Genomic DNA, 18,248 nt, shown 5'->3' on the forward strand with positions numbered 1-18,248 from the left:
GATGGCTTTTGATCCCGACAATTACGGCCTGAGGCTCTTCGTCCGCTACCTGGTGCTGTGCCTGATCGCGCTGATCTTCATCTTTCCGCTCGTGTTCATGATCAACTCGAGCTTCAAGCCCGACAATCAGCTCCTCGCGGACACCTCCAGCCTGCGTGCCTTTCTTCCCGTCGGGGACATCAGCCTCGACAACTATTTTGGAGCGTTTCGGCGAGCGCCGGTCGGCCTGTTCGTCTTGAACTCGGTTCTGGTCACCGGTGCGACCGTCCTTCTCTCCTTGCTGATCTGTTCGCTGGCCGCATTCTCCTTCGCTTTCCTGCAGTGGAAGGGGCGCGACGTGGTGTTCTCGATCGTCATCGCCACGCTGATCATCCCTTTCGAGACCATCGCTATCCCGCTCCTGCTCCTGGTCTCGAAACTGCCCTGGATCGGGCTTGAGGGGCTGCAATGGGGCTGGCTGAATACCTACCGGGTGCAGATCATCCCCTGGATCGCCGAGGGCCTGACGATCTTCCTGTTCGTGCAGTATTTCAAAGGGCTGCCGGGCGAGTTGATCGAGGCGGGCCGGGTGGAGGGCGCGAGCTGGTGGCAGGTCTACTATCGCATTGTCATGCCGCTTTCAGGACCGGTTCTGGCGACTGCCGCCATCCTGAAGTTCCTCGTCATGTACAACCAATATCTCTGGCCGCTCATCGTGGTGCAGCAGGAAAACTATCGCCCGGTCATGGTCGGTCTCGGCTACTTCTTTCAACTCAACGTCGCCTGGGGCGAGGTCATGGCCTATCTCACCCTTATCACCGTCCCGGTGCTGATCTTCTATCTCTTCCTGCAGCGCGCCTTCATCGCATCGATCGCCTCTACCGGCGTGAAGGGCTGAATACATGGGTGTCGCGCTTAAAGACAGCGGGTCTGGGACAGCGTGTATGCCCATGACGGCAAGCGCTGGCACGGCTATTTCCTCAAGGACGAAAAAACGACCGGTGACCCGAATTGCGACACATGAACCAGGAAACGGGAGCCATCGCTCATGGCTGAGGTCTCGCTCAAGGGCATCAAGAAATCCTATGGCCGCGTCGACGTCATCAAAGGCGTCGATATCCACATCAACGATGGCGAGTTCGTCGTCTTTGTCGGACCGTCCGGCTGTGGGAAGTCCACCTTGCTGCGCGTGATCGCCGGGCTCGAGGACATGACCGAAGGCATCCTCGAGATCGGAGGCCGGGTGGTCAACGAGCTCCCACCCAAGGAGCGCGGTGTCGCGATGGTCTTCCAGAGCTATGCCATCTTCCCGCACATGACCGTGCGCGAGAATATCGCGTTCGGTCTTACGATCGCAGGCGCTTCAAAGCAGGAAAAGCAGCAGAAGGTCGCCGAGGCCGCGCGCATCCTACAAATGGAACATTTGCTCGACCGCCGCCCAAGTCAGCTTTCAGGCGGCCAGCGCCAGCGAGTCGCTATCGGGCGCGCAATCACGCGCAAACCGGCCGTATTCCTGTTTGATGAGCCGCTTTCCAATCTCGACGCCGCGCTGCGCATGGACATGCGCATGGAAATCGGCCGGCTGCGCAGGCAACTCGGCACAACGATGATCTATGTCACCCACGACCAGGTCGAGGCGATGACGCTGGCTGACAGGATCGTCGTCCTGAAGGACGGTCAAGTCATGCAGATCGGAGCGCCGATGGAACTCTATCACGAGCCGGCCAACAGGTTCGTAGCCGGCTTTCTGGGAGCCCCGTCGATGAATTTCCTGAAAGTCGACGTCCTCGACCTTGATGGCGAAGCGGCAACTGTCGGCAACCGATCCCTGGAGCCGATCAGGGTAGCGACCAGAAGACGCCCCTTCCGGAAAGACGGTAAAGCCACCCTGGGCATCCGTCCGCAGCACCTCCGGGCGGTGCAATCTGGAAAAGGCATGCTGCATGGCGTGGTAGCACATGCCGAGCGGTTGGGCAGCGAGACGGTTGTGGACCTGACCCTTCGCGACGATCGCGAGCTCATTGCGGCCTTCAATGAAGACAAGATCTTTCAACCGGGTGACACTCTGGAACTCGCATTCGACACGGCCTTGGCCCATCTCTTCCCCGAGGAGGGATGAGCGCTGCAGACGCCGTAACGTGAGCAACGACAACGCGATGCATCGGCGCGATTCGCGAGTGTGCATCCAGAACCCCGGAACAAACTTGCATGGACGCGAGTTTGTACTCGTCGAAGTGTGAGGGAAAGCCATGTCCAGATTTGTTTTGGCGGCCGCCGTGCTGCTTGTCGGCGGATCGGCATTTGCGGCGGACGAAAGCCCGCTGCCGCCCCAGAATGCCAGGAAACTGTCGGAAATAATCGCCAAGGTCGAGCAGCGCGACGACTTTCGGTACGTCGACGAGGTCGACTGGGACAGCGGCGCCTACACCGTTACTTATTACACGACCGACAAGGCGAAAGTCGAAATCACCTATGATCCCGTGACCGCCGAGCCGAAATAGATCGCGGCCATCTTCCTCCAGGCGATGCGCGGCCGGCTTCTCTTGAGGAATCCTCGCGACGATCTCTCGGAAGGGGTTCCTGCACGCCTTTCGGTGTCCCCTTGCGCCGATGCGCCTTTGATGGCTGACTGCAGCGTTATCATTGAGCCGCACGGGGGTGGGCATGGCGACGGTAAAGCATGTGGCGAAACGCGTTCTGATGATGCTCGCCGGCTATTTCGTTGCGGTGCTGGTCGGGCTGATCGCTGTGGCCACGATCTATGGTGCATTGAGTTCGCTGCCCGATGCGCCGGCGTACTTCGATTTCATGGGGGTCACCCCGATCGCGGCGCTGGTCGTGCCGCCGCTCGGCATGTTCATCTATTTCCTGACGATCGTGCTGACCGGCCTGCAGACGCTGATCTTCGCGCTGATCGCCGAATTGTTTTCGCTGCGCAATTTCCTGCTGCATATGGTCTTCGGCGCCGCAGCAGCGGGTGCCGGCTTCGCCTTGATCTGGCCCAGCGCGCCGGAGGACATCAGCCCCGAGCGCTGGGCCGATATCGGCATCGCCGCCGCCGCCGGTCTTGTCGCCGGTCTGGTCTACTGGCTGATCGCCGGGCGCGAAGCCGGCTTCCGACGCCCGCTCTCCCAAGGTTGGGACGGATCGACCAAGGCTTAGTCTCAGCTTGCCGGCGAGCGCACCGCTTCCGTGCTGTCCAGCGCCTGCTGCAGCCGCGTGTCGCGGTCGTAGACGTCATGGAAGTATTCGACATTGCCGGACATATCAGGCCAGGCGGTGAAATAGGCGACATAGACCGGGATCGTGCGCGCCACCTTTTCGGTCGAATGTCCGTGCTTCAGCTTCTCCGCGATATAGTCGACCGAGGTGCCAAGCACGGCAGCCGCCATGCCACGCGGATCCTGCAGACGAACGCAGCCATGGCTGAGTGCGCGCATGTCACGCTGGAAAAACGACTTTTGCGGCGTGTCGTGCATGTAGATTGCGTGCTTGTTGGGGAACAGGATCTTCAGCTCGCCCAGCGCGTTGGCCTCGCTCGGCAGCTGGCGCACGCCATAAGGTATCTTCGCGCCATAGGCGCCCCAGTTGACCGAGGAGGAGGGAATGCGCTTGCCGCGCGCATTGACCACTTCGTAGCCGGCGCGGTCGAGATAGCCGGGATCCCGGCGTAACCGGGGCAGCATCTCGTTGACGAGGATCGACTGCGGCACGCCCCAATAAGGATGGAAGTCGACCTGCTCTACCTGATCGTAGAAGAAGGATGTCTGATTGGTGGTCTTGCCGATGACGGCGCGGGTCTTCAGCTTCTCCTCGCCATTTTCGATGTAGCTCGCCGTGAAAGCCGGCTGGTTGATGAAGACGCGCGGACTGCCGAGATCGGATGGCAGCCAACGCAACTCTTCCAGCGCGACCTTTACCTTCTGGATCTTGTCGACCTTGGACGTTCCGGCCAGCGCCGCCACGGTGCGCGGACCGATGACGCCGTCGCCCTTCATGCCGGCCTTCTTCTGCACCGCCTTGATAACCGGCACCAGTTCCAAGTCATAGACCTCGCTGGTAGCGAGCCGGGCCAATACCTCGCCATAGGCGCCGCCCATCTCGTCGTCGAGGTTGCGCGCGATCTTCGCCAGAAGCTTCGGCAGTTCGGGGCTGGTCTCGCCTGGCTTCAGCAACAGCTTGGGATCGACGACGATCTCGTCTTCGGCGCTGGCCTGAAGCGATTCCAGTTCGACGCGCAGCGCCTGATATTCCACATTCTGCGGGTGTCGTGATTCGAGATAGGTGCGCACTTGCTGAGTGCGTGCCAGCGTTTTCAGAACGCCTTCCATGTCGAGCGGCTTGGCCGGGAAATCATAATAGCCGGTCATGCGATTGGGATCGACACGGCCGCTTTGCGCGTCATGAACGTAGCGCAGGACGCGCGCCGACAGTGCCATCTCGAAGCGGACGAGTTCCTTCAGCCGCGCATCGGCATCGGTCGTCGATGCGCTGGCGACAGGCACTTCTACCGTATAGTCGGCAGGTGTGAGGCCATAGCTCGCCGCCTCGCCAAGCACCCTCACCGCATCTTGCGCACGGCTGTTGACACTGGTTCCCGTCACCCAGATGAAATCCGGATTGGCCGAGTAATAGGCGATGAGCGCCTTGGCGATGTCTTTTTCGGCGTAGAGTTCGTAGTCACCGAGCCCGGCGATCGCTTCGCGGAAGGCGGCGCCGGTGGCGGAAGATGGCTGGAAGGCGGCATCCTGTGGCATCGCCGGCTCCGGCGTTGCCGTCAGCGTCGAGAAGTCGACGCGCACGAGTGGATCGCTCTTGTAGGTGTAATAGGACGGGCTGCTGATACGAGAGGCAGCGGGCGCCTTTGCATTTGGCTTATATCGTGGCTTCTGCCTTGACGGCGGCGGGGGGAAATCACCTTGCGGCGTGCGCCTGATACCACCGCCGAAAAGCCTCTCGAAAAGCCCTTGCGCGTCTGCCTGCGGCATGCCGAAGGCCAGCATTGCCGCGACCGCCGCAAGCGGCAGCACGGTTGCTTTGTTTCCGAGGAATTTCATGAATCACCCGCTCCGGCTGCAACCGGCTCCCGTTCCGCATCGCTTGACGGTCTCGCCCACCGCATGGCGGATGTAAGACGCGACTACACCGATTCATACCGATTTCGTTAAGCTTCCATAAATTTCGGAAGGTCTGTTGCAGAACAGTTTCACAACACCGTGACGTCAGGAACGAATTGGGTTCGCTCCGGTTCCGGGAAACGGTGACGGGTCAGGCGTTGGCGCCGCCGTCGATGGTCAGTGCGGCGCCTGTCACAAAGCGCCCTTCGGGACCCGCCAGCCAGGCGACCATGCCGGCGATCTCTTCAGCCTTGCCGAAGCGAGGCGTCGCCATCTTCTGTCGCTGATGCTCGGCGTGCGGGCCACTTGCCGGGTTCATATCGGTATCAGTCGAGCCAGGATGAACGACGTTGGCGGTGATACCGCGCGAACCGAGGTCGCGCGCCAATGCCTTGGTCAAGCCGACCAATGCCGCCTTGCTGGCCGAGTAGGCGCTGAGGCTGGTGTCAGTGACACGCTCGGCCAGATTGCTGCCGATCGAGATGATCCTGCCGCCCTCGCCCATATGCACTGCCGCAGCCTTCGAGGCCACGAACGGGGCTCTGACATTGACCTCCATGGTTTCATCAAAGTCGGCGAGCGGCAATGTATCGATCGGCGCGGTGCGCCAGATGCCGGCGCTGTTGACGAGGATGTCGAGCCGCCCGAAGGCCTTCACTGTCTCGCTGACCGCCGCTTGGATTGCGGCAGCGTCGCGATTGTCGGCCTTGAGGGCAATGGCGCGACCGCCGGCTGCCTGGATTTCTCCCACGACCGCACGGGCCTGCTCCTCGCCATTCACGTAAGTAAGCGCGACGCTGGCGCCGTCGGCCGCGAGCCTTCGCGCAATCGCCGCGCCGATGCCGCGGCTGCCGCCGGTGACGAGCGCGGCCTTGCCATTCAAGTCGATGGGAGACATTCGTTTATTCCTTTTCTGTAATGATCGATACATAAATGTCTGCCAGCCTTGCCCGGATGCGTCAACAGATTTATGTATCAATCAACACAGAAAGGATGCCATGACGGAACGAGGCCGCCCCCGCACCTTCGATCGAACCACTGCCCTCCGGCGCGCAATGGAGGTCTTTTGGGCCAAGGGCTATGAGGGCGCATCGATGAGCGACCTGACCGCGGCGATGGGCATCAACTCGCCAAGCCTCTACGCCGCCTTCGGCAACAAGGAGGCGCTCTTCCTTGAAGCGGTCGAGCTCTACACGCAGGTCGAAGGCACCGATATCTGGTCCGCACTGGAAAAGGCGCCGACGGCGCGCCAGGCGGTCGAGCGTTTTCTGCGCCAGACGGCCAAGGCCTATTCGCAGACCGATCGTCCGCAAGGCTGCCTGATCGCGCTCGGTGCGCTCCACCAGGACTCAAGCAGCGGCGCCATCTGCGATGACCTGCGCGGCCGCCGCGCCGAAAGCCACACCGCCCTGCTGAGACGGCTGGAACGTGGCGTCGCGGAAGGCGAATTGCCGGCAGACTTCGATTGCCGCATGGCTGCGACGTTCTATGCGACCGTGCAGCACGGCATGTCGATCCAGGCGCGCGACGGCGCATCGCGCGCCGCCCTTTTGGCGACGGTGGCCGGGGCTATGGCCGCGTGGAAGGTGATGGCCGGCACGGGCGCAGCGTGACAATGCCGACCGCGATGGGGACCGAACTCCCGATCCGGTACGGAGAAAACGAGATATTCAGGTCAATGCAGCAGCGACGGTTCTCGGTGTTCGGCAACGAAGCCGATCGCGCGCTCGACCACGCCCTTGTCGGCGAGAATGCGGCGATGGCCGAGCCCGTCCGCCCAGTAAAGCCTGACATGGTCGCCGGCGCCGGCATAGAGCCTTGCATGGTCGGCGGACACTTCGCGGTCGTCCGGCGCATGGATGACCAGCGTTGGCACCGGCGTGCGGGCGAGCTGGCGGTCGCCGACGAATTCGTGCAGCGGCCGGCCGGCGATACGTTCGACCCGGTCGGCCATGGCGGCCTGCGAGCGTGGGCCGACACTGAGCATGCGGCTGAAATCGTTGAAGATCGCCGGTAGGGAACTCGGCGCCGCGATCAGCACCAGCCGCTCGGCCGCCAGCGGTGCAATGTTCTTGACCGAACCGACGACGGCATTGGCGGCGACGGCACCGCCGAAGGAATGGCCGACGACCGCCACGAACGGGCCGAACCATTCGCCGGTCAGCCGTGCGGCTTCGACAGCACTGACCAGTGTGAGTCGGCGGCCCTGCGACTGGCCGTGGCCCGGCAGGTCGAGCGAGACAACCTTGTAACCGGCGTCACGATAGCCTTCGATCAGCGTGCGCATATATTCGGTGCGCGAACGCCAGCCATGGATGACGAGCACCGTGCCGGCGGCCCGCCTGCCCGGCTCTGGCCTGAATTCATGCACCATGACGCACCCGTTTTTGGTCTTCAGCCGATGATGGCGCGCCTCGGCCATGAAGCCGGCGGCGCGGTCGACGGCGCGTCGCTCGCCGTCGCTGAGGATCTTGGCGTTCGGCGTGCGGCAGAACAGTTCGAACGCCGCGCGCCCGGTAAGGCGGGGAGCCACATGTTCGGCGGCAGCAAACACGCCCCGGATGACCTTCAATCCAAATGATGCCATAGTGGCGATCCATCCATTCGTTCAAGCATGAACATAATAATAGTTCAAACATGAACATTAAACAAGAGCTACCCTGGGACAACCCGCGGTTTCGCAACTGGGTCGCGGTGGCGCGCGCTTGCCATGTGCTGGAGCGCACGCTGGCGGTGAAGCTCGCGCCGCTTGACCTCAAGCCGGCGCAACTCGACGTGCTGATGAACCTTTACCGCCATCCCGGCACGTCGCAGCATGATCTCGCCCGCCGGCTGCTGGTCGGCCGTTCCAACATCACCATGCTTTTGCCGCAACTCGAGACACGCGGCCTGCTGCGCCGCGAAGGTGACCAGAAGGACAAGCGGGTGCTGCGGCTTACCTTGACCGAAGCCGGCACGGAACTTCTGATGCAGGCGCTGAAGGTCCATATGGCGCTGATCGAGAAAGCGATGAGCCAGTCGACGCCGGAGCAATGCGACATGATCGGCGAGCAGATGCGCAAGATTGCCGACGTTCTCAAGGAAGCGTGACGGGGCCGGTAGCGATCCGCTCACCACATCGACTTTTTCGCGCGCTCCGGCCACTCTTTGTCGTAGGCCTCGCCGTCGATGCCTTTCCGGCTGGTGATTTCCAGGATTGTTCCAGGTGTCGGCAGCGATTTCGGATCGACATGCCTCGCCGGGTTCCACAGTTCCGACCGGACAATGGCGCGGGCGCACTGGAAATAAACCGAATCGACATCGATGACCGTGACTGAGCGCGCCGGCTTGCCGTCGACGCTGAACGAGGCGCAGAGCGCGGCGTCGGTGGTGATATGGGCGCGGCCGTTGACGCGCAGCGTCGTGCCGGAGCCTGGGACCAGGAACAACAGGCCGACGCGCGGATCGCGAATGATGTTTTTCAGTGAATCGGCACGGTTGTTGCCGCGCCGGTCCGGCATCATCAGGGTTTTCGGATCGTGGATGCGAACAAACCCGGCGAGATCGCCGCGCGGTGAGCAATCCAGCCCTTCCGGCCCGCTGGTCGCGAGCGCGACAAAGGGCGAGGCTTCGATGAAGGCAGCGTATTCAGGGATCACATGGTCGAGTTCCTTGACCAGCGAGGTCTCGCCGGGCAGGCCATAGAGCGCTTCGAACTGTTCGACCGTGGTGATAACGGGCATGTTTTCGTCTCCGAGTATCCGCCGCCGCTACTCCATATCCGTGACGTTTTGACGACACGTGCTGCACGTCTTTTCGGTTGTCTGGAAACGGGTGTCGAACCAACGATATAAGGGGCAAGTCGCGTCAACCGTACGATACTGATCACGGAGACCGAAATGGATAAACCACTCGATCGGCGACGCACCGCCATGGAACTTCTTGAAAACATGTTCGAGGTTGAAATGCGCTTCCTGCAATCAGGGCCGGCGAGCCTCGACACGCTTGCTAGCGCATTTCATGCCGAGATTGTCGTGCATGAGCCGCAGTCCTTGCCCTATCGAGGCCATAGCGTTGGTTTCCCGATAAACAACGCTACCAGATTAAAGCACGAGCGAGTATTGATCGGTGGCCTTGCCAATCTTTGGATTCGGCAATGCAACAGCTACTCCCAGAGGGATATTCCTTCTTGCGCTATAGCTCGTTGCACAGCCGCACGTTCCTCCAGTCGACGAGTATGAGTGGTCCAAGCTGGATAAGTATTTTGCATATCAATGGCCATACGATTTCCCCACCGATAGAATACGAGCAAATATGGATCAACGATTGAGTAGCACTCTCCTATTGCCCAAACTCGGTCCTTCATCTTGGTATCTATAAGAGCAAATGCGGAGGCCAAATGCTCCTTTCCTCTTTCAACCAACGGAGCGTACATCGTTTCATCCGGTAAGAAAAAGTCGGCGCGCCAGATCATTCGGACGGCGACCGCGTGAACCGCACTGGATAGCCAGTTAAACCATTCGATGGAACGGACGACATTTGCTGCATCCGCTCCCAGGAGGCCCGTGTCTGGGTTCGTCAGGCCCAGGTGCAACAAAATTGCCGGCGCTTCAGTGAGAGTGAAATTCTCGGCAATGAGAACAGGGATTCGCCCTTTCGGATTGAATCGACGGAATTCGTCGGTTTTGGTTTCGGGATGGCCGGGAGACATCAACGCTAGCGAATATGGTCGTCCAATCTCCTCCATGACGATGTGAGGCGCAAAAGAGCATGAGCCTGGCGCAGCATAAAGTGTGTAATGCATTAGTTCCTCCGAAAACCGTATCTTTCTTGTTTCACTATGCACTGGTTGCGAATGGCATTTGGCTCGACCTGAAAGAGGTTTATGCTTCAAGGATGACCGGTTGATCGAAGGCACGCCGTTTTATCACGACACCAGCGAAATACTGGCGATCCTGCGTTGACCAGGGCGTCGTGCGGGAACCATTCAACGATCGCGGCTTAGCCCCTTGTCTTCCAACTCGGCGAGATAGGCGGCCCAGCGTGCCTCCTTCTCATGGCCCAGCGTATGCAGATAATTCCAGGTGAAGATGCCGGTATCGTGGAAGTCGTCGAAGGTGATGCGGACGGCATAGTTGCCGACCGGCTCGATCTTCAGGATCGCAACATTGCGCTTGCCGGGAACGGTCACGCGCTGTTCGGGCGAATGGCCCTGCACTTCGGCCGATGGCGAGACAACACGCAGAAACTCCGCCGGCAATTCGAACGGCTGATGGTCAGGGAAGGTCACGGTAAGCAGCTTGCGGTCCTTCGAGACCCTCAGTTCCTTCGGCGCCGTCATGGTGATAGATTCCGCATCATCTGTCCTTTCCCTACGCCGCTTCGCGCAACGGGAAAAGGCCGCTTCGAAACTTCCGACGCAATCTGTCGGCGGCGCGATGTTACCAAAGATCGAGACCTCTTATCTTGAATAGCAGGTTGGATCGTATCACATAGCCATATATAACGATGCCGTTCGCAGCCACGGGAAACGCACGAGCATGGACATGATCGATCCTTTTGGTCGCACGATCAGCTACCTGCGCGTGTCGGTCACCGACCGCTGCGATTTCCGCTGCACCTATTGCATGGCCGAAGATATGGCGTTCCTTCCCAAGAAGGATCTGCTGTCGCTGGAAGAGCTCGACCGGCTGTGCACGGTTTTCATCGAGAAGGGTGTGAGGAAACTGCGTCTTACCGGCGGCGAGCCGCTGGTGCGCAAGAACATCATGCATCTCGTGCGCCAGATTGCGCGTCATCTCGAAAGTGGTGCGCTGGAAGAACTGACGCTGACCACCAATGGCTCGCAGCTTTCCCGCTTTGCCGCTGAGCTCGCCGATTGCGGGGTCAAGCGCATCAATGTCTCGCTGGATACGCTGGACCCGGAAAAATTCCGCCAGATCACCCGCTGGGGCAATCTCGACAAGGTCATGGATGGCATCGACGCTGCGCAGGCGGCGGGGCTGAAGGTAAAGCTCAATGCGGTGGCGCTGAAGGATTTCAATGACGCCGAGCTGCCGGAAATGCTGCGCTGGGCGCACGGCCGCGGCATGGAGTTGACGGTCATCGAAACCATGCCGATGGGTGAGATCGATGCCGACCGCACCGACCAGTATCTGCCGCTGTCGCTGCTGCGCGCAGCACTGGAGCGGCAGTTCACGCTGACCGACATTCCTTACAAGACCGGTGGTCCGGCCCGCTACGTCCACGTCGCCGAGACTGGTGGCAAGCTCGGCTTCATCACGCCGATGACGCATAATTTCTGCGAAAGCTGCAACCGCGTCCGGCTGACCTGCACCGGCACGCTCTATATGTGCCTCGGCCAGGAAGATGCCGCCGACCTGCGCGCGCCGTTGCGTGCCTCCGAAGGCAATGAGCTGGTCGCCGACGCCATCGATGAAGCCATTGGCCGCAAGCCGAAGGGCCATGATTTCATCATCGACCGCCGCACCAACCGTCCATCGGTGTCGCGGCACATGAGCGTCACCGGCGGCTGATCTTCTCGCTCACACCGCCGAAATAAATCCTGCCGCTCTTGCGAGGAGGATGTAACGGGCCACGGAACGGCTGTGGACTAGCCCTTTGACGTTGCTGTTTTGCAGCCGGCTGCTAGAGGCTTGATGCAGAACCACAACCGGTAATGCCCTTGCCTCTTTCGCCAAACCTGCGCGGCGCGTTGTTCATGATGGTGGCCATGAGTGGCTTCACCCTTAACGACGCGATCAGCAAATTCTCGTCGGAATCCATGAACATGGCGCAGGTCATGCTGATCCGCGGCGCCTTCGCTTCGCTTTTTATAGGCCTGCTTGCCTGGCAACGCGGTGCGCTTGCCCTGCCCGGCTCGATGTTGCAGCCGATGGTTGCGGTGCGTGTCGCCGGCGAAGCCGGTGCTACCGTGTCGTTTCTCATTGCTCTTGCCCATCTGCCAATTGCCAACGTCTCGGCCGTGCTGCAGGCGCTGCCGCTTGCGGTGACGATGGGCGCAGCACTTGTGTTCAATGAAGGCGTCGGCTGGCGGCGCTGGCTGGCCATCGCCATCGGCTTTGCCGGCGTGCTGATCATTATGCGGCCCGGCCTCGAGGGGTTCAGCATCTATTCGCTGCTGGCGCTGGCCTGCGTCGCCTGTTGCGCGGTGCGTGATCTCGCCACCACGCGAATACCGCAGGCCGTTCCGACATTGCTGGTGTCTACCGCCACAGCACTTGCCATGACAGTGCTGGGCGCGGCACTGCTTTCGCCAATGGGTGGGTGGACACCGATGACGGGAAAAAGCACGGCGCTGCTAGCGCTGCGGCAGTGCTCGTGGTCATCGGTTACCAGTTCATCATCATGGCGATGCGGGTGGGCGACATCTCGTTCGTCGCGCCGTTCCGCTACACAGCCCTGCTCTGGTCGATCCTGCTTGGCCTGTTCATCTTCGGTGACGTCCCCGACCTGCCGATGATACTCGGCGCCACCGTCATCGTCGGCTCCGGCCTCTACACACTTTACCGCGAACGGATCGTCGGCCGGCGAAAGACAGCCGCCGAAAGCGCTGGACCTGATATGGCGCCGGACGGCATATAGACGAGCCCCGAGGGTCGCTGGAACCTGACGATTTGGGGCCGGCGAGAAGACAGCAGACGATGAACCGAGATATTGCAGGGATCATTCTGGCCGGTGGCCAGTCGCGGCGAATGGGTGGTGGCGACAAAAGCTTGCTTGCGCTGGGAGGCCGCCGCGTGCTCGACCATGTCGTCGCGCGCCTTGCCCCGCAAGTCGGACCGCTGGCGCTGAGCGCGAACGGCGATCCGACACGCTTTGCCAAGTTCGGACTGCCGGTGCTTGCCGATACGGTAGAGGGTTACGCGGGGCCGCTTGCCGGCATCCTTGCCGGCCTCGAGTGGGCGTCCATGGCTTGCAGTGTGGTCGTCACTGTCACTGGCGACACGCCGTTCTTTCCCGAGGATGTGGTCGGGCGGCTGGCCGCGGTGGTCAAGGAACGTCCCGGCGCGATCGCTGTCGCCAGTTCGGGTGGCAAGCGGCATCCGACGTTCGCGCTCTGGCCGCTTGGTCTGCACGACGCGTTGCGACGTTTCCTGGTCAATGAAGACAATAGGCGGGTTTTCGCCTTCATCGAGCGGCACGGCTTTGTCGATGTCGAATTTCCGATGTGGAACTCCGGTGGGCACGAGATTGATCCTTTCTTCAACATCAATACGCCCGACGACCTTGCCGAAGCCGAACGTCTGTTGCAGACCATGAGGCCATGATGAGACGCGTCTTCGGCATCACGGGCTGGAAGAATTCCGGCAAGACGACGCTGACCGAAAAGCTGGTCGCCGAACTTGTCCGGCGTGGCTGGAAAGTCTCGACGGTAAAACACGCCCATCATGATTTCGACATCGACAAGCCGGGAGCGGACAGCTTTCGCCATCGGCAGGCCGGAGCCACGGAAGTCGCCATTGTGTCGGACAGGCGCTGGGCCCTGATGCATGAATTGCGCGGCGAGGACGAGCCGACGCTGGACACGATCCTGTCGCGGCTCGGCACCTCCGACATCGTGCTGGTCGAAGGCTACAAGCGCGAGGCGCACAGCAAGATCGAGACACGGCGGCTGGAGGCCAAGGACCGGGCACCGCTTTCGGCAAATGATCCGCATATCGTCGCCATCGCCGCCGACTTCGCCATAGCGGGCGAAAGCCTGCCTGTCTTCGATCTCGACGACACGAAATCGATAGCCGACTTCATCGAGCGCGCGACAGGCTTGAAGCGCTGAGGGCATTTGCGAAGGGGCCCTTTTTCGCCGCTATTATGCCTGCCCCAACGTCATCATTGTCCACGAATGCAAATCCCGGAAGCAACGGTTTTTGCAGTTGCTTTTTTTGGGGAAAGAGTGGGAGTATCGCGCCAGCGGGCGGTCAAAAGCACCGCCCACAGAGCCGTTTGGAACGACGGCCGGGACATACAGAGAGGACCATCATGCGTATTGCATTGCGTATAGCGCTCGCCGCATCGGCCGCGCTGCTGACGCTGGGCGTTGCCCAGGCTCAGGAAAAGACTTTGAGGATCGGCACTGAAGGCGCTTACCCTCCGTTCAACAACCTGACCGCCGACGGCCAGCTGGTGGGCTTCGACATCGACATCGCCAAGGCACTCTGCGACGAGATGAAGGTGAAGTGCACATTCGTCGCGCAGGATTGGGACGGCATCATCCCGGCGCTCCAGGCTGGCAAGTTCGATGCAATCGTAGCATCGATGTCGATCACCCCGGAGCGTGCCGAGAAGGTCGACTTCACCCACAAATACTACAACACGCCACCGGCAATCGTCGCGCCCAAGGACAGCGACATCAAGGGCGTGACCAAGGAGGACCTGGCCGACAAGACCATTGGCGTGCAGGGTTCGACCACGCATTTCAACTATTCGACCGCAACCTATACCGACAGCACGATCAAGCCTTACCCAACCGCGCAGGAATACCAGCTCGATCTCGCCAATGGCCGCGTTGATGCGGTCAACGACGATATCACTGTTCTCGAAGGCTGGCTTGCCACGCCGGAGGGCGCCTGCTGCAAGGTGATCGGCGCGATCGCGCCTGACATCAAGATCCATGGTCCGGGCGCCGGCATCGCAGTGCGTAAGGGCGAGACCGAGCTGGTCAACCAGTTCAATGCGGCGATCGACGCCATCCGCGCCAACGGAAAGTACAAGGAAATCAACGACAAGTACTTCAAGTACGACGTCTACGGCGGCGAGTCCTGATCCTTATGGATCTGATAGCGAACGGCGGGACATTCCCGCCGTTCGCACAAGGGGCGGCGCACGAAGGGTGACGCCGCGCTGCTCTCAAAGAGCCCATAAAGGAGAACAGGCAGGCGGATGCAAAGCGTTTGGACGCTGCTCAGTTGGGGCCCCGAAGGCTGGCTCGACGACATTGCCTATGGCGTTTTCATCACCGTTTCGCTTGCAGCCGCGACCCTGCCTGTCGGTCTGGTGATCGGCTTTCTGGTCGCACTGGCCAAGCAATCCGACGAGCCGTCGCTGCGGCTGGCCGGCAACATCTACACCACGATCTTTCGCGGATTGCCCGAGCTGCTGACGCTGTTCATCATCTTTTACGGCGCGCAAATCGGCATCCAGCAAGTGATGCGCCTGTATGACCCTACCGCCGCGGTCGAAGTGAACGCTTTTGTTTCCGGCATGATCGCGCTCGGCGTCGTCTTCTCGTCCTACGCCAGCGAGGTCTTCCTCTCCGCATTCCGCGCCATCCCGAAGGGACAGTATGAGGGCGGCTATTCTGTTGGCCTGTCGGGCTGGCAGACGATGCGACTTGTGGTCCTACCTCAGCTTATCCGTATCGCGCTACCGGGCCTTGCCAATCTGTGGCTCATCCTGCTCAAGGACACGGCCCTGGTGTCCGCCATAGGTCTTACCGACATATTGCGGCAAGCGGGCGTCGCCGCCCGCGTCACCAAGCACGCCTTCCTATTTTTCGGTGTCGCCGCCCTCATCTATCTGCTCCTCGCCATCATATCGTCCTTCGGCATAAACGCGATCGAACGTGCGGTCAGCCGCCAGCAGGTGCAGCGATGAGCGTAGCCGCCATCGACCGACCGCCGGCTCTGCCACGCGGCTGGTCCCGGCAACGTATTCTCGGCTACGCGCTGGTCTGTCTGTGGATCGCTTTTCTCGCCGGGATCGCCGCCTACCTCATTCTCGCCTGGAACGGCGAGCTTTTCGCGAAATACGCGCCCGGCTATGTATCGGGACTTGGCATCACTCTGCTGCTTGTCGCCATCTCGATCGTGCTCGGTGCGATCCTGTCGGTGCCGATCGCCTATGCCCGCATGTCGAAGAACCGGGTTCTTTCAGGTCTTGCCTATGCCTATGTCTATTTCTTCCGCGGCACGCCGCTGCTGGCCCAGACCTTCCTTGTCTATTACGGCGTAGGCTCCTTCAGGCCGCAACTCGAGATGGTCGGCCTCTGGGGTTTTTTCCGCGAGGCGTTCAACTGCGCAATCTTCGCTTTCTCGCTCAACACTGCCGCCTATCAGGCGGAAATCCTGCGCGGCGCGATCCAAAGCGTGCCCAGGGGCCAGTGGGAGGGCGCCGCCTCGCTCGGCCTGCACAAATTGCAGACGATGTGGAAGGTCATACTGCCGCAAGCACTGATCGTGGCGCTGCGACCCTACGGCAACGAGATCATCCTGATGATCAAGGGCTCGGCGATTGTCGCGATCATCACCGTCTATGATCTGATGGGCATCACGAAGCTCACCTATTCGCGCACTTTCGACTTCCAGTCCTATGTCTGGGCGGCGATCATCTATCTGATCATTGTCGAGATACTGCGCCACGCGGTCGAGTGGATAGAACGGCGCATCACGATACATCTGCACCGCTGACTCCCATAGCTCTGCCTGATCCGCTAAGAAGGCCGAAGCAGGCTTATAAGGGATTCGAAAAACATGGCATCGGTGGCATTTCTCGGTCTTGGCGTCATGGGCTATCCAATGGCCGGGCATCTCAGGAACAAGGGCGGCCACGACGTCGCCGTCTACAACCGCACCAAGTTAAAGGCCGAGCAATGGGTTGGCCAGCATGGCGGCAGTGTCGCCAACACGCCGGCCGAAGCGGCCGACGGCAAGGATTTTGTCTTTTCCTGTGTCGGCAATGACGACGACCTGCGTGCGGTGACGATCGGGGCCGAGGGTGCGTTCCAGACGATGAAGACGGGAGCTATCTTCATCGACAACACCACGGCGTCGGCTGAAGTCGCGCGCGAACTGGCGGAGAAGGCGCAACTGCGCGGGTTCTCGTTCCTCGACGCACCGGTTTCCGGCGGTCAGGCCGGCGCCGAAAACGGCGTGCTGACGGTTATGGTCGGCGGCGAGCAGAAAGCCTTCGATAAAGCAAAGCCCGTCATCGATGCCTATGCCCGCATGGTCGGGCTGATGGGCCCGGCCGGCTCCGGTCAGCTCACCAAGATGATCAACCAGATATGCATCGCCGGTCTTGTCCAAGGGCTGGCCGAGGGTATCCATTTCGGCAAAAAAGCCGGACTCGACATCGAAAAGGTCATCGAGGTGATTTCCAAGGGCGCGGCCGGCTCGTGGCAGATGGAGAATCGCCACAAGACGATGAATGCCGGCAAATACGACTTCGGCTTCGCTGTCGACTGGATGCGCAAGGATCTCGGCATCTGCCTGGCGGAGGCCGACCGCAATGGCGCCAAGCTGCCGGTGACGGCACTTATCGATCAGTTCTATAAGGATGTGCAGGGGATGGGTGGCAAGCGCTGGGATACGTCTTCGCTGCTGGCGCGATTGGAAAAATAGGCTTTGTCGTGGCCGAGCTGTCGCCTCAGTCCAGCGCCGAGGAAATTGTCGCCCATCTGCGCTCGATCGGCTCGGAGGAGAATCGCCTTGGCATGCTGCGCTACGGCATCAAGATCGAACGTGCGCTCGGTATCTCGCACGGCGTGCAGCGGCAGATTGCCAAGAAAATCAAGCGCAACCATGAACGTGCGTTCGAGCTGTGGCAGTCGGGCATCATGGAAGCGCAGTTCATCGCTTCCGTCACGGCCGATCCGACGCGGTTTTCTGTCGCGGATGCAAGACGTTGGGCGGCGACTTTCGACTCATGGGATATCGTTGACGGCGTCTCCGATCTCTTTGTCGACACGGATTGCTGGAGGGAACTGATCGTCGAATTCGCGGTCGACGACCGGGAATTCGTTCGACGTACGGCTTTTGCCATGATGGCCTGGTCGGTGGTCCACCGGAAGAACGAACCAGAGGCCACCTTCCTCGACTTCCTGTCGATCATTGAAGCGCAAGCCACCGACGGCCGTAATTTCGTGAAAAAGGCGGTGAACTGGGCGCTTCGTTCGATCGGCAAGCGATCGATGGATCTGCACGGCCCTGCCCTTGCGCTGGCACAAAAGCTGGCTGCCTCGACCGACAAGACGGCACGCTGGATCGGCAAGGACGCTGCAAGGGAGCTTTCCGATGCCAAAACGCTTGAGCGGCTCGCCAGGAAAGGCTGAATGGGGCGAAATCCTCTTTACTGAGGTGACGCGATCAACGCGCACCGATTTCGAGAACCTGTTCGAGCAGCCGGGCGGGCCGAAATATTGCTGGTGCATGGCCT

20 protein-coding genes and 1 pseudogene are annotated in these 18,248 nt (G+C 60.8%); 15 read left to right on the forward strand and 6 right to left on the reverse strand.

Annotated elements, in window-relative coordinates; genetic code table 11:
* The first annotated feature begins 1 nt into the window (after nucleotide 1).
* The 4 genes from EOC93_RS10225 to EOC93_RS10240 all read left to right on the forward strand — a co-directional run bounded on the left by EOC93_RS10225 (nucleotide 2) and on the right by EOC93_RS10240 (nucleotide 3,141).
* Nucleotides 2–877: a carbohydrate ABC transporter permease gene (locus tag EOC93_RS10225; protein WP_127204537.1), complete on the forward strand. Its 876-nt coding sequence runs from the start codon at nucleotides 2–4 to the stop codon at nucleotides 875–877.
* 150 nt (nucleotides 878–1,027) lie between these two features.
* Nucleotides 1,028–2,098, forward strand: a complete 1,071-nt coding sequence (gene ugpC, locus EOC93_RS10230; protein WP_127204538.1) for a sn-glycerol-3-phosphate ABC transporter ATP-binding protein UgpC — start codon at nucleotides 1,028–1,030, stop codon at nucleotides 2,096–2,098.
* A gap of 130 nt (nucleotides 2,099–2,228) precedes the next feature.
* Nucleotides 2,229–2,480, forward strand: coding sequence for a PepSY domain-containing protein (locus tag EOC93_RS10235; protein WP_126106572.1), 252 nt, complete (start codon nucleotides 2,229–2,231; stop codon nucleotides 2,478–2,480).
* Nucleotides 2,481–2,643: 163 nt separating this feature from the next.
* Nucleotides 2,644–3,141 carry a hypothetical protein gene (locus tag EOC93_RS10240; protein ID WP_127204539.1) on the forward strand — a complete coding sequence of 166 codons (498 nt, stop codon included), beginning with the start codon at nucleotides 2,644–2,646 and terminating at the stop codon, nucleotides 3,139–3,141.
* A 2-nt stretch (nucleotides 3,142–3,143) separates the two neighbouring features.
* Here EOC93_RS10240 and EOC93_RS10245 read toward each other — a convergent pair whose 3' ends face one another.
* Together EOC93_RS10245 and EOC93_RS10250 are read right to left on the reverse strand one after the other, a co-directional pair.
* Nucleotides 3,144–5,036, reverse strand: coding sequence for a murein L,D-transpeptidase (locus EOC93_RS10245; RefSeq protein WP_127204540.1), 1,893 nt, complete (start codon nucleotides 5,034–5,036; stop codon nucleotides 3,144–3,146).
* Between the two features lie 211 nt (nucleotides 5,037–5,247).
* Nucleotides 5,248–5,994 (reverse strand): 3-oxoacyl-ACP reductase family protein, encoded by a 747-nt coding sequence (locus tag EOC93_RS10250; protein WP_127204541.1) that lies wholly within the window; start codon nucleotides 5,992–5,994, stop codon nucleotides 5,248–5,250.
* 100 nt (nucleotides 5,995–6,094) lie between these two features.
* Between EOC93_RS10250 and EOC93_RS10255 the strand changes: the two genes are divergently transcribed.
* The gene (locus EOC93_RS10255; RefSeq protein WP_127204542.1) at nucleotides 6,095–6,709 is read left to right on the forward strand and encodes a TetR/AcrR family transcriptional regulator; all 615 of its coding nucleotides are present in this window, start codon (nucleotides 6,095–6,097) and stop codon (nucleotides 6,707–6,709) included.
* Between the two features lie 62 nt (nucleotides 6,710–6,771).
* Here the strand turns inward: EOC93_RS10255 and EOC93_RS10260 are convergent, their stop codons facing one another.
* Nucleotides 6,772–7,683, reverse strand: a complete 912-nt coding sequence (locus tag EOC93_RS10260; protein WP_127204543.1) for an alpha/beta fold hydrolase — start codon at nucleotides 7,681–7,683, stop codon at nucleotides 6,772–6,774.
* Nucleotides 7,684–7,733: 50 nt separating this feature from the next.
* Here EOC93_RS10260 and EOC93_RS10265 point away from each other — a divergent pair, with 50 nt between their 5' ends.
* The gene (locus tag EOC93_RS10265) at nucleotides 7,734–8,186 is read left to right on the forward strand and encodes a MarR family transcriptional regulator (protein ID WP_127204544.1); all 453 of its coding nucleotides are present in this window, start codon (nucleotides 7,734–7,736) and stop codon (nucleotides 8,184–8,186) included.
* 20 nt (nucleotides 8,187–8,206) lie between these two features.
* Here the strand turns inward: EOC93_RS10265 and EOC93_RS10270 are convergent, their stop codons facing one another.
* The 3 genes from EOC93_RS10270 to EOC93_RS10285 form a co-directional block, all read right to left on the reverse strand.
* Nucleotides 8,207–8,818, reverse strand: coding sequence for a pyridoxamine 5'-phosphate oxidase family protein (locus EOC93_RS10270; protein WP_127204545.1), 612 nt, complete (start codon nucleotides 8,816–8,818; stop codon nucleotides 8,207–8,209).
* A 422-nt stretch (nucleotides 8,819–9,240) separates the two neighbouring features.
* Nucleotides 9,241–9,879: a glutathione binding-like protein gene (locus tag EOC93_RS10280; RefSeq protein WP_127204546.1), complete on the reverse strand. Its 639-nt coding sequence runs from the start codon at nucleotides 9,877–9,879 to the stop codon at nucleotides 9,241–9,243.
* Nucleotides 9,880–10,062: 183 nt separating this feature from the next.
* Nucleotides 10,063–10,422 carry a DUF971 domain-containing protein gene (locus tag EOC93_RS10285; protein WP_185928347.1) on the reverse strand — a complete coding sequence of 120 codons (360 nt, stop codon included), beginning with the start codon at nucleotides 10,420–10,422 and terminating at the stop codon, nucleotides 10,063–10,065.
* A 193-nt stretch (nucleotides 10,423–10,615) separates the two neighbouring features.
* Between EOC93_RS10285 and moaA the strand changes: the two genes are divergently transcribed.
* The 9 genes and pseudogenes from moaA to EOC93_RS10330 all read left to right on the forward strand — a co-directional run bounded on the left by moaA (nucleotide 10,616) and on the right by EOC93_RS10330 (nucleotide 18,144).
* Nucleotides 10,616–11,611: a GTP 3',8-cyclase MoaA gene (gene moaA, locus EOC93_RS10290; protein WP_127204547.1), complete on the forward strand. Its 996-nt coding sequence runs from the start codon at nucleotides 10,616–10,618 to the stop codon at nucleotides 11,609–11,611.
* Nucleotides 11,612–11,760: 149 nt separating this feature from the next.
* Nucleotides 11,761–12,680 (forward strand): annotated as a pseudogene (locus EOC93_RS10295) (DMT family transporter).
* Nucleotides 12,681–12,739: 59 nt separating this feature from the next.
* Nucleotides 12,740–13,366 carry a molybdenum cofactor guanylyltransferase MobA gene (mobA, locus tag EOC93_RS10300; protein ID WP_127204548.1) on the forward strand — a complete coding sequence of 209 codons (627 nt, stop codon included), beginning with the start codon at nucleotides 12,740–12,742 and terminating at the stop codon, nucleotides 13,364–13,366.
* On the forward strand, nucleotides 13,363–13,872 hold the full coding sequence (mobB, locus tag EOC93_RS10305) for a molybdopterin-guanine dinucleotide biosynthesis protein B (RefSeq protein WP_127204549.1): 510 nt from the start codon (nucleotides 13,363–13,365) through the stop codon (nucleotides 13,870–13,872). The genes mobA and mobB overlap by 4 nt, the downstream gene beginning before the upstream one ends.
* Before the next feature lie 203 nt (nucleotides 13,873–14,075).
* Complete coding sequence (locus EOC93_RS10310; protein WP_127204550.1) at nucleotides 14,076–14,858, forward strand: ABC transporter substrate-binding protein; 783 nt, start codon at nucleotides 14,076–14,078, stop codon at nucleotides 14,856–14,858.
* A 117-nt stretch (nucleotides 14,859–14,975) separates the two neighbouring features.
* Nucleotides 14,976–15,689 (forward strand): ABC transporter permease, encoded by a 714-nt coding sequence (locus EOC93_RS10315; protein ID WP_095486851.1) that lies wholly within the window; start codon nucleotides 14,976–14,978, stop codon nucleotides 15,687–15,689.
* A complete protein-coding gene (locus EOC93_RS10320) occupies nucleotides 15,686–16,501 on the forward strand; it encodes an ABC transporter permease (protein WP_127204551.1) in 816 nt (271 codons plus the stop codon). Before EOC93_RS10315 ends, EOC93_RS10320 begins: the two co-directional genes overlap by 4 nt.
* Before the next feature lie 63 nt (nucleotides 16,502–16,564).
* The gene (locus EOC93_RS10325) at nucleotides 16,565–17,434 is read left to right on the forward strand and encodes an NAD(P)-dependent oxidoreductase (RefSeq protein WP_127204552.1); all 870 of its coding nucleotides are present in this window, start codon (nucleotides 16,565–16,567) and stop codon (nucleotides 17,432–17,434) included.
* A gap of 8 nt (nucleotides 17,435–17,442) precedes the next feature.
* Nucleotides 17,443–18,144, forward strand: a complete 702-nt coding sequence (locus EOC93_RS10330) for a DNA alkylation repair protein (RefSeq protein ID WP_095486857.1) — start codon at nucleotides 17,443–17,445, stop codon at nucleotides 18,142–18,144.
* Nucleotides 18,145–18,248: the final 104 nt, after the last annotated feature.

Origin of the sequence: Mesorhizobium sp. M6A.T.Ce.TU.002.03.1.1 (genome assembly GCF_003997275.1) — a bacterium.
GTDB classification, from domain to species: Bacteria; Pseudomonadota; Alphaproteobacteria; order Rhizobiales; family Rhizobiaceae; genus Mesorhizobium; species Mesorhizobium mediterraneum.

Excerpts from the sequence above, each read along its gene's own strand:
- EOC93_RS10325 (WP_127204552.1), top strand. The coding sequence starts at position 16,565 with ATGGCATCGGTGGCATTTCTCGGTCTTGGCGTCATGGGCTATCCAATG.
- moaA (WP_127204547.1), top strand. The coding sequence starts at position 10,616 with ATGGACATGATCGATCCTTTTGGTCGCACGATCAGCTACCTGCGCGTG.
- EOC93_RS10265 (WP_127204544.1), top strand. The coding sequence starts at position 7,734 with ATGAACATTAAACAAGAGCTACCCTGGGACAACCCGCGGTTTCGCAAC.
- EOC93_RS10320 (WP_127204551.1), top strand. The coding sequence starts at position 15,686 with ATGAGCGTAGCCGCCATCGACCGACCGCCGGCTCTGCCACGCGGCTGG.
- EOC93_RS10240 (WP_127204539.1), top strand. The coding sequence starts at position 2,644 with ATGGCGACGGTAAAGCATGTGGCGAAACGCGTTCTGATGATGCTCGCC.
- EOC93_RS10315 (WP_095486851.1), top strand. The coding sequence starts at position 14,976 with ATGCAAAGCGTTTGGACGCTGCTCAGTTGGGGCCCCGAAGGCTGGCTC.
- EOC93_RS10235 (WP_126106572.1), top strand. The coding sequence starts at position 2,229 with ATGTCCAGATTTGTTTTGGCGGCCGCCGTGCTGCTTGTCGGCGGATCG.
- EOC93_RS10310 (WP_127204550.1), top strand. The coding sequence starts at position 14,076 with ATGCGTATTGCATTGCGTATAGCGCTCGCCGCATCGGCCGCGCTGCTG.
- EOC93_RS10280 (WP_127204546.1), bottom strand. The coding sequence starts at position 9,879 with ATGCATTACACACTTTATGCTGCGCCAGGCTCATGCTCTTTTGCGCCT.
- EOC93_RS10250 (WP_127204541.1), bottom strand. The coding sequence starts at position 5,994 with ATGTCTCCCATCGACTTGAATGGCAAGGCCGCGCTCGTCACCGGCGGC.
- EOC93_RS10225 (WP_127204537.1), top strand. The coding sequence starts at position 2 with ATGGCTTTTGATCCCGACAATTACGGCCTGAGGCTCTTCGTCCGCTAC.
- mobA (WP_127204548.1), top strand. The coding sequence starts at position 12,740 with ATGAACCGAGATATTGCAGGGATCATTCTGGCCGGTGGCCAGTCGCGG.
- mobB (WP_127204549.1), top strand. The coding sequence starts at position 13,363 with ATGATGAGACGCGTCTTCGGCATCACGGGCTGGAAGAATTCCGGCAAG.
- ugpC (WP_127204538.1), top strand. The coding sequence starts at position 1,028 with ATGGCTGAGGTCTCGCTCAAGGGCATCAAGAAATCCTATGGCCGCGTC.
- EOC93_RS10255 (WP_127204542.1), top strand. The coding sequence starts at position 6,095 with ATGACGGAACGAGGCCGCCCCCGCACCTTCGATCGAACCACTGCCCTC.
- EOC93_RS10260 (WP_127204543.1), bottom strand. The coding sequence starts at position 7,683 with ATGGCATCATTTGGATTGAAGGTCATCCGGGGCGTGTTTGCTGCCGCC.
- EOC93_RS10270 (WP_127204545.1), bottom strand. The coding sequence starts at position 8,818 with ATGCCCGTTATCACCACGGTCGAACAGTTCGAAGCGCTCTATGGCCTG.
- EOC93_RS10245 (WP_127204540.1), bottom strand. The coding sequence starts at position 5,036 with ATGAAATTCCTCGGAAACAAAGCAACCGTGCTGCCGCTTGCGGCGGTC.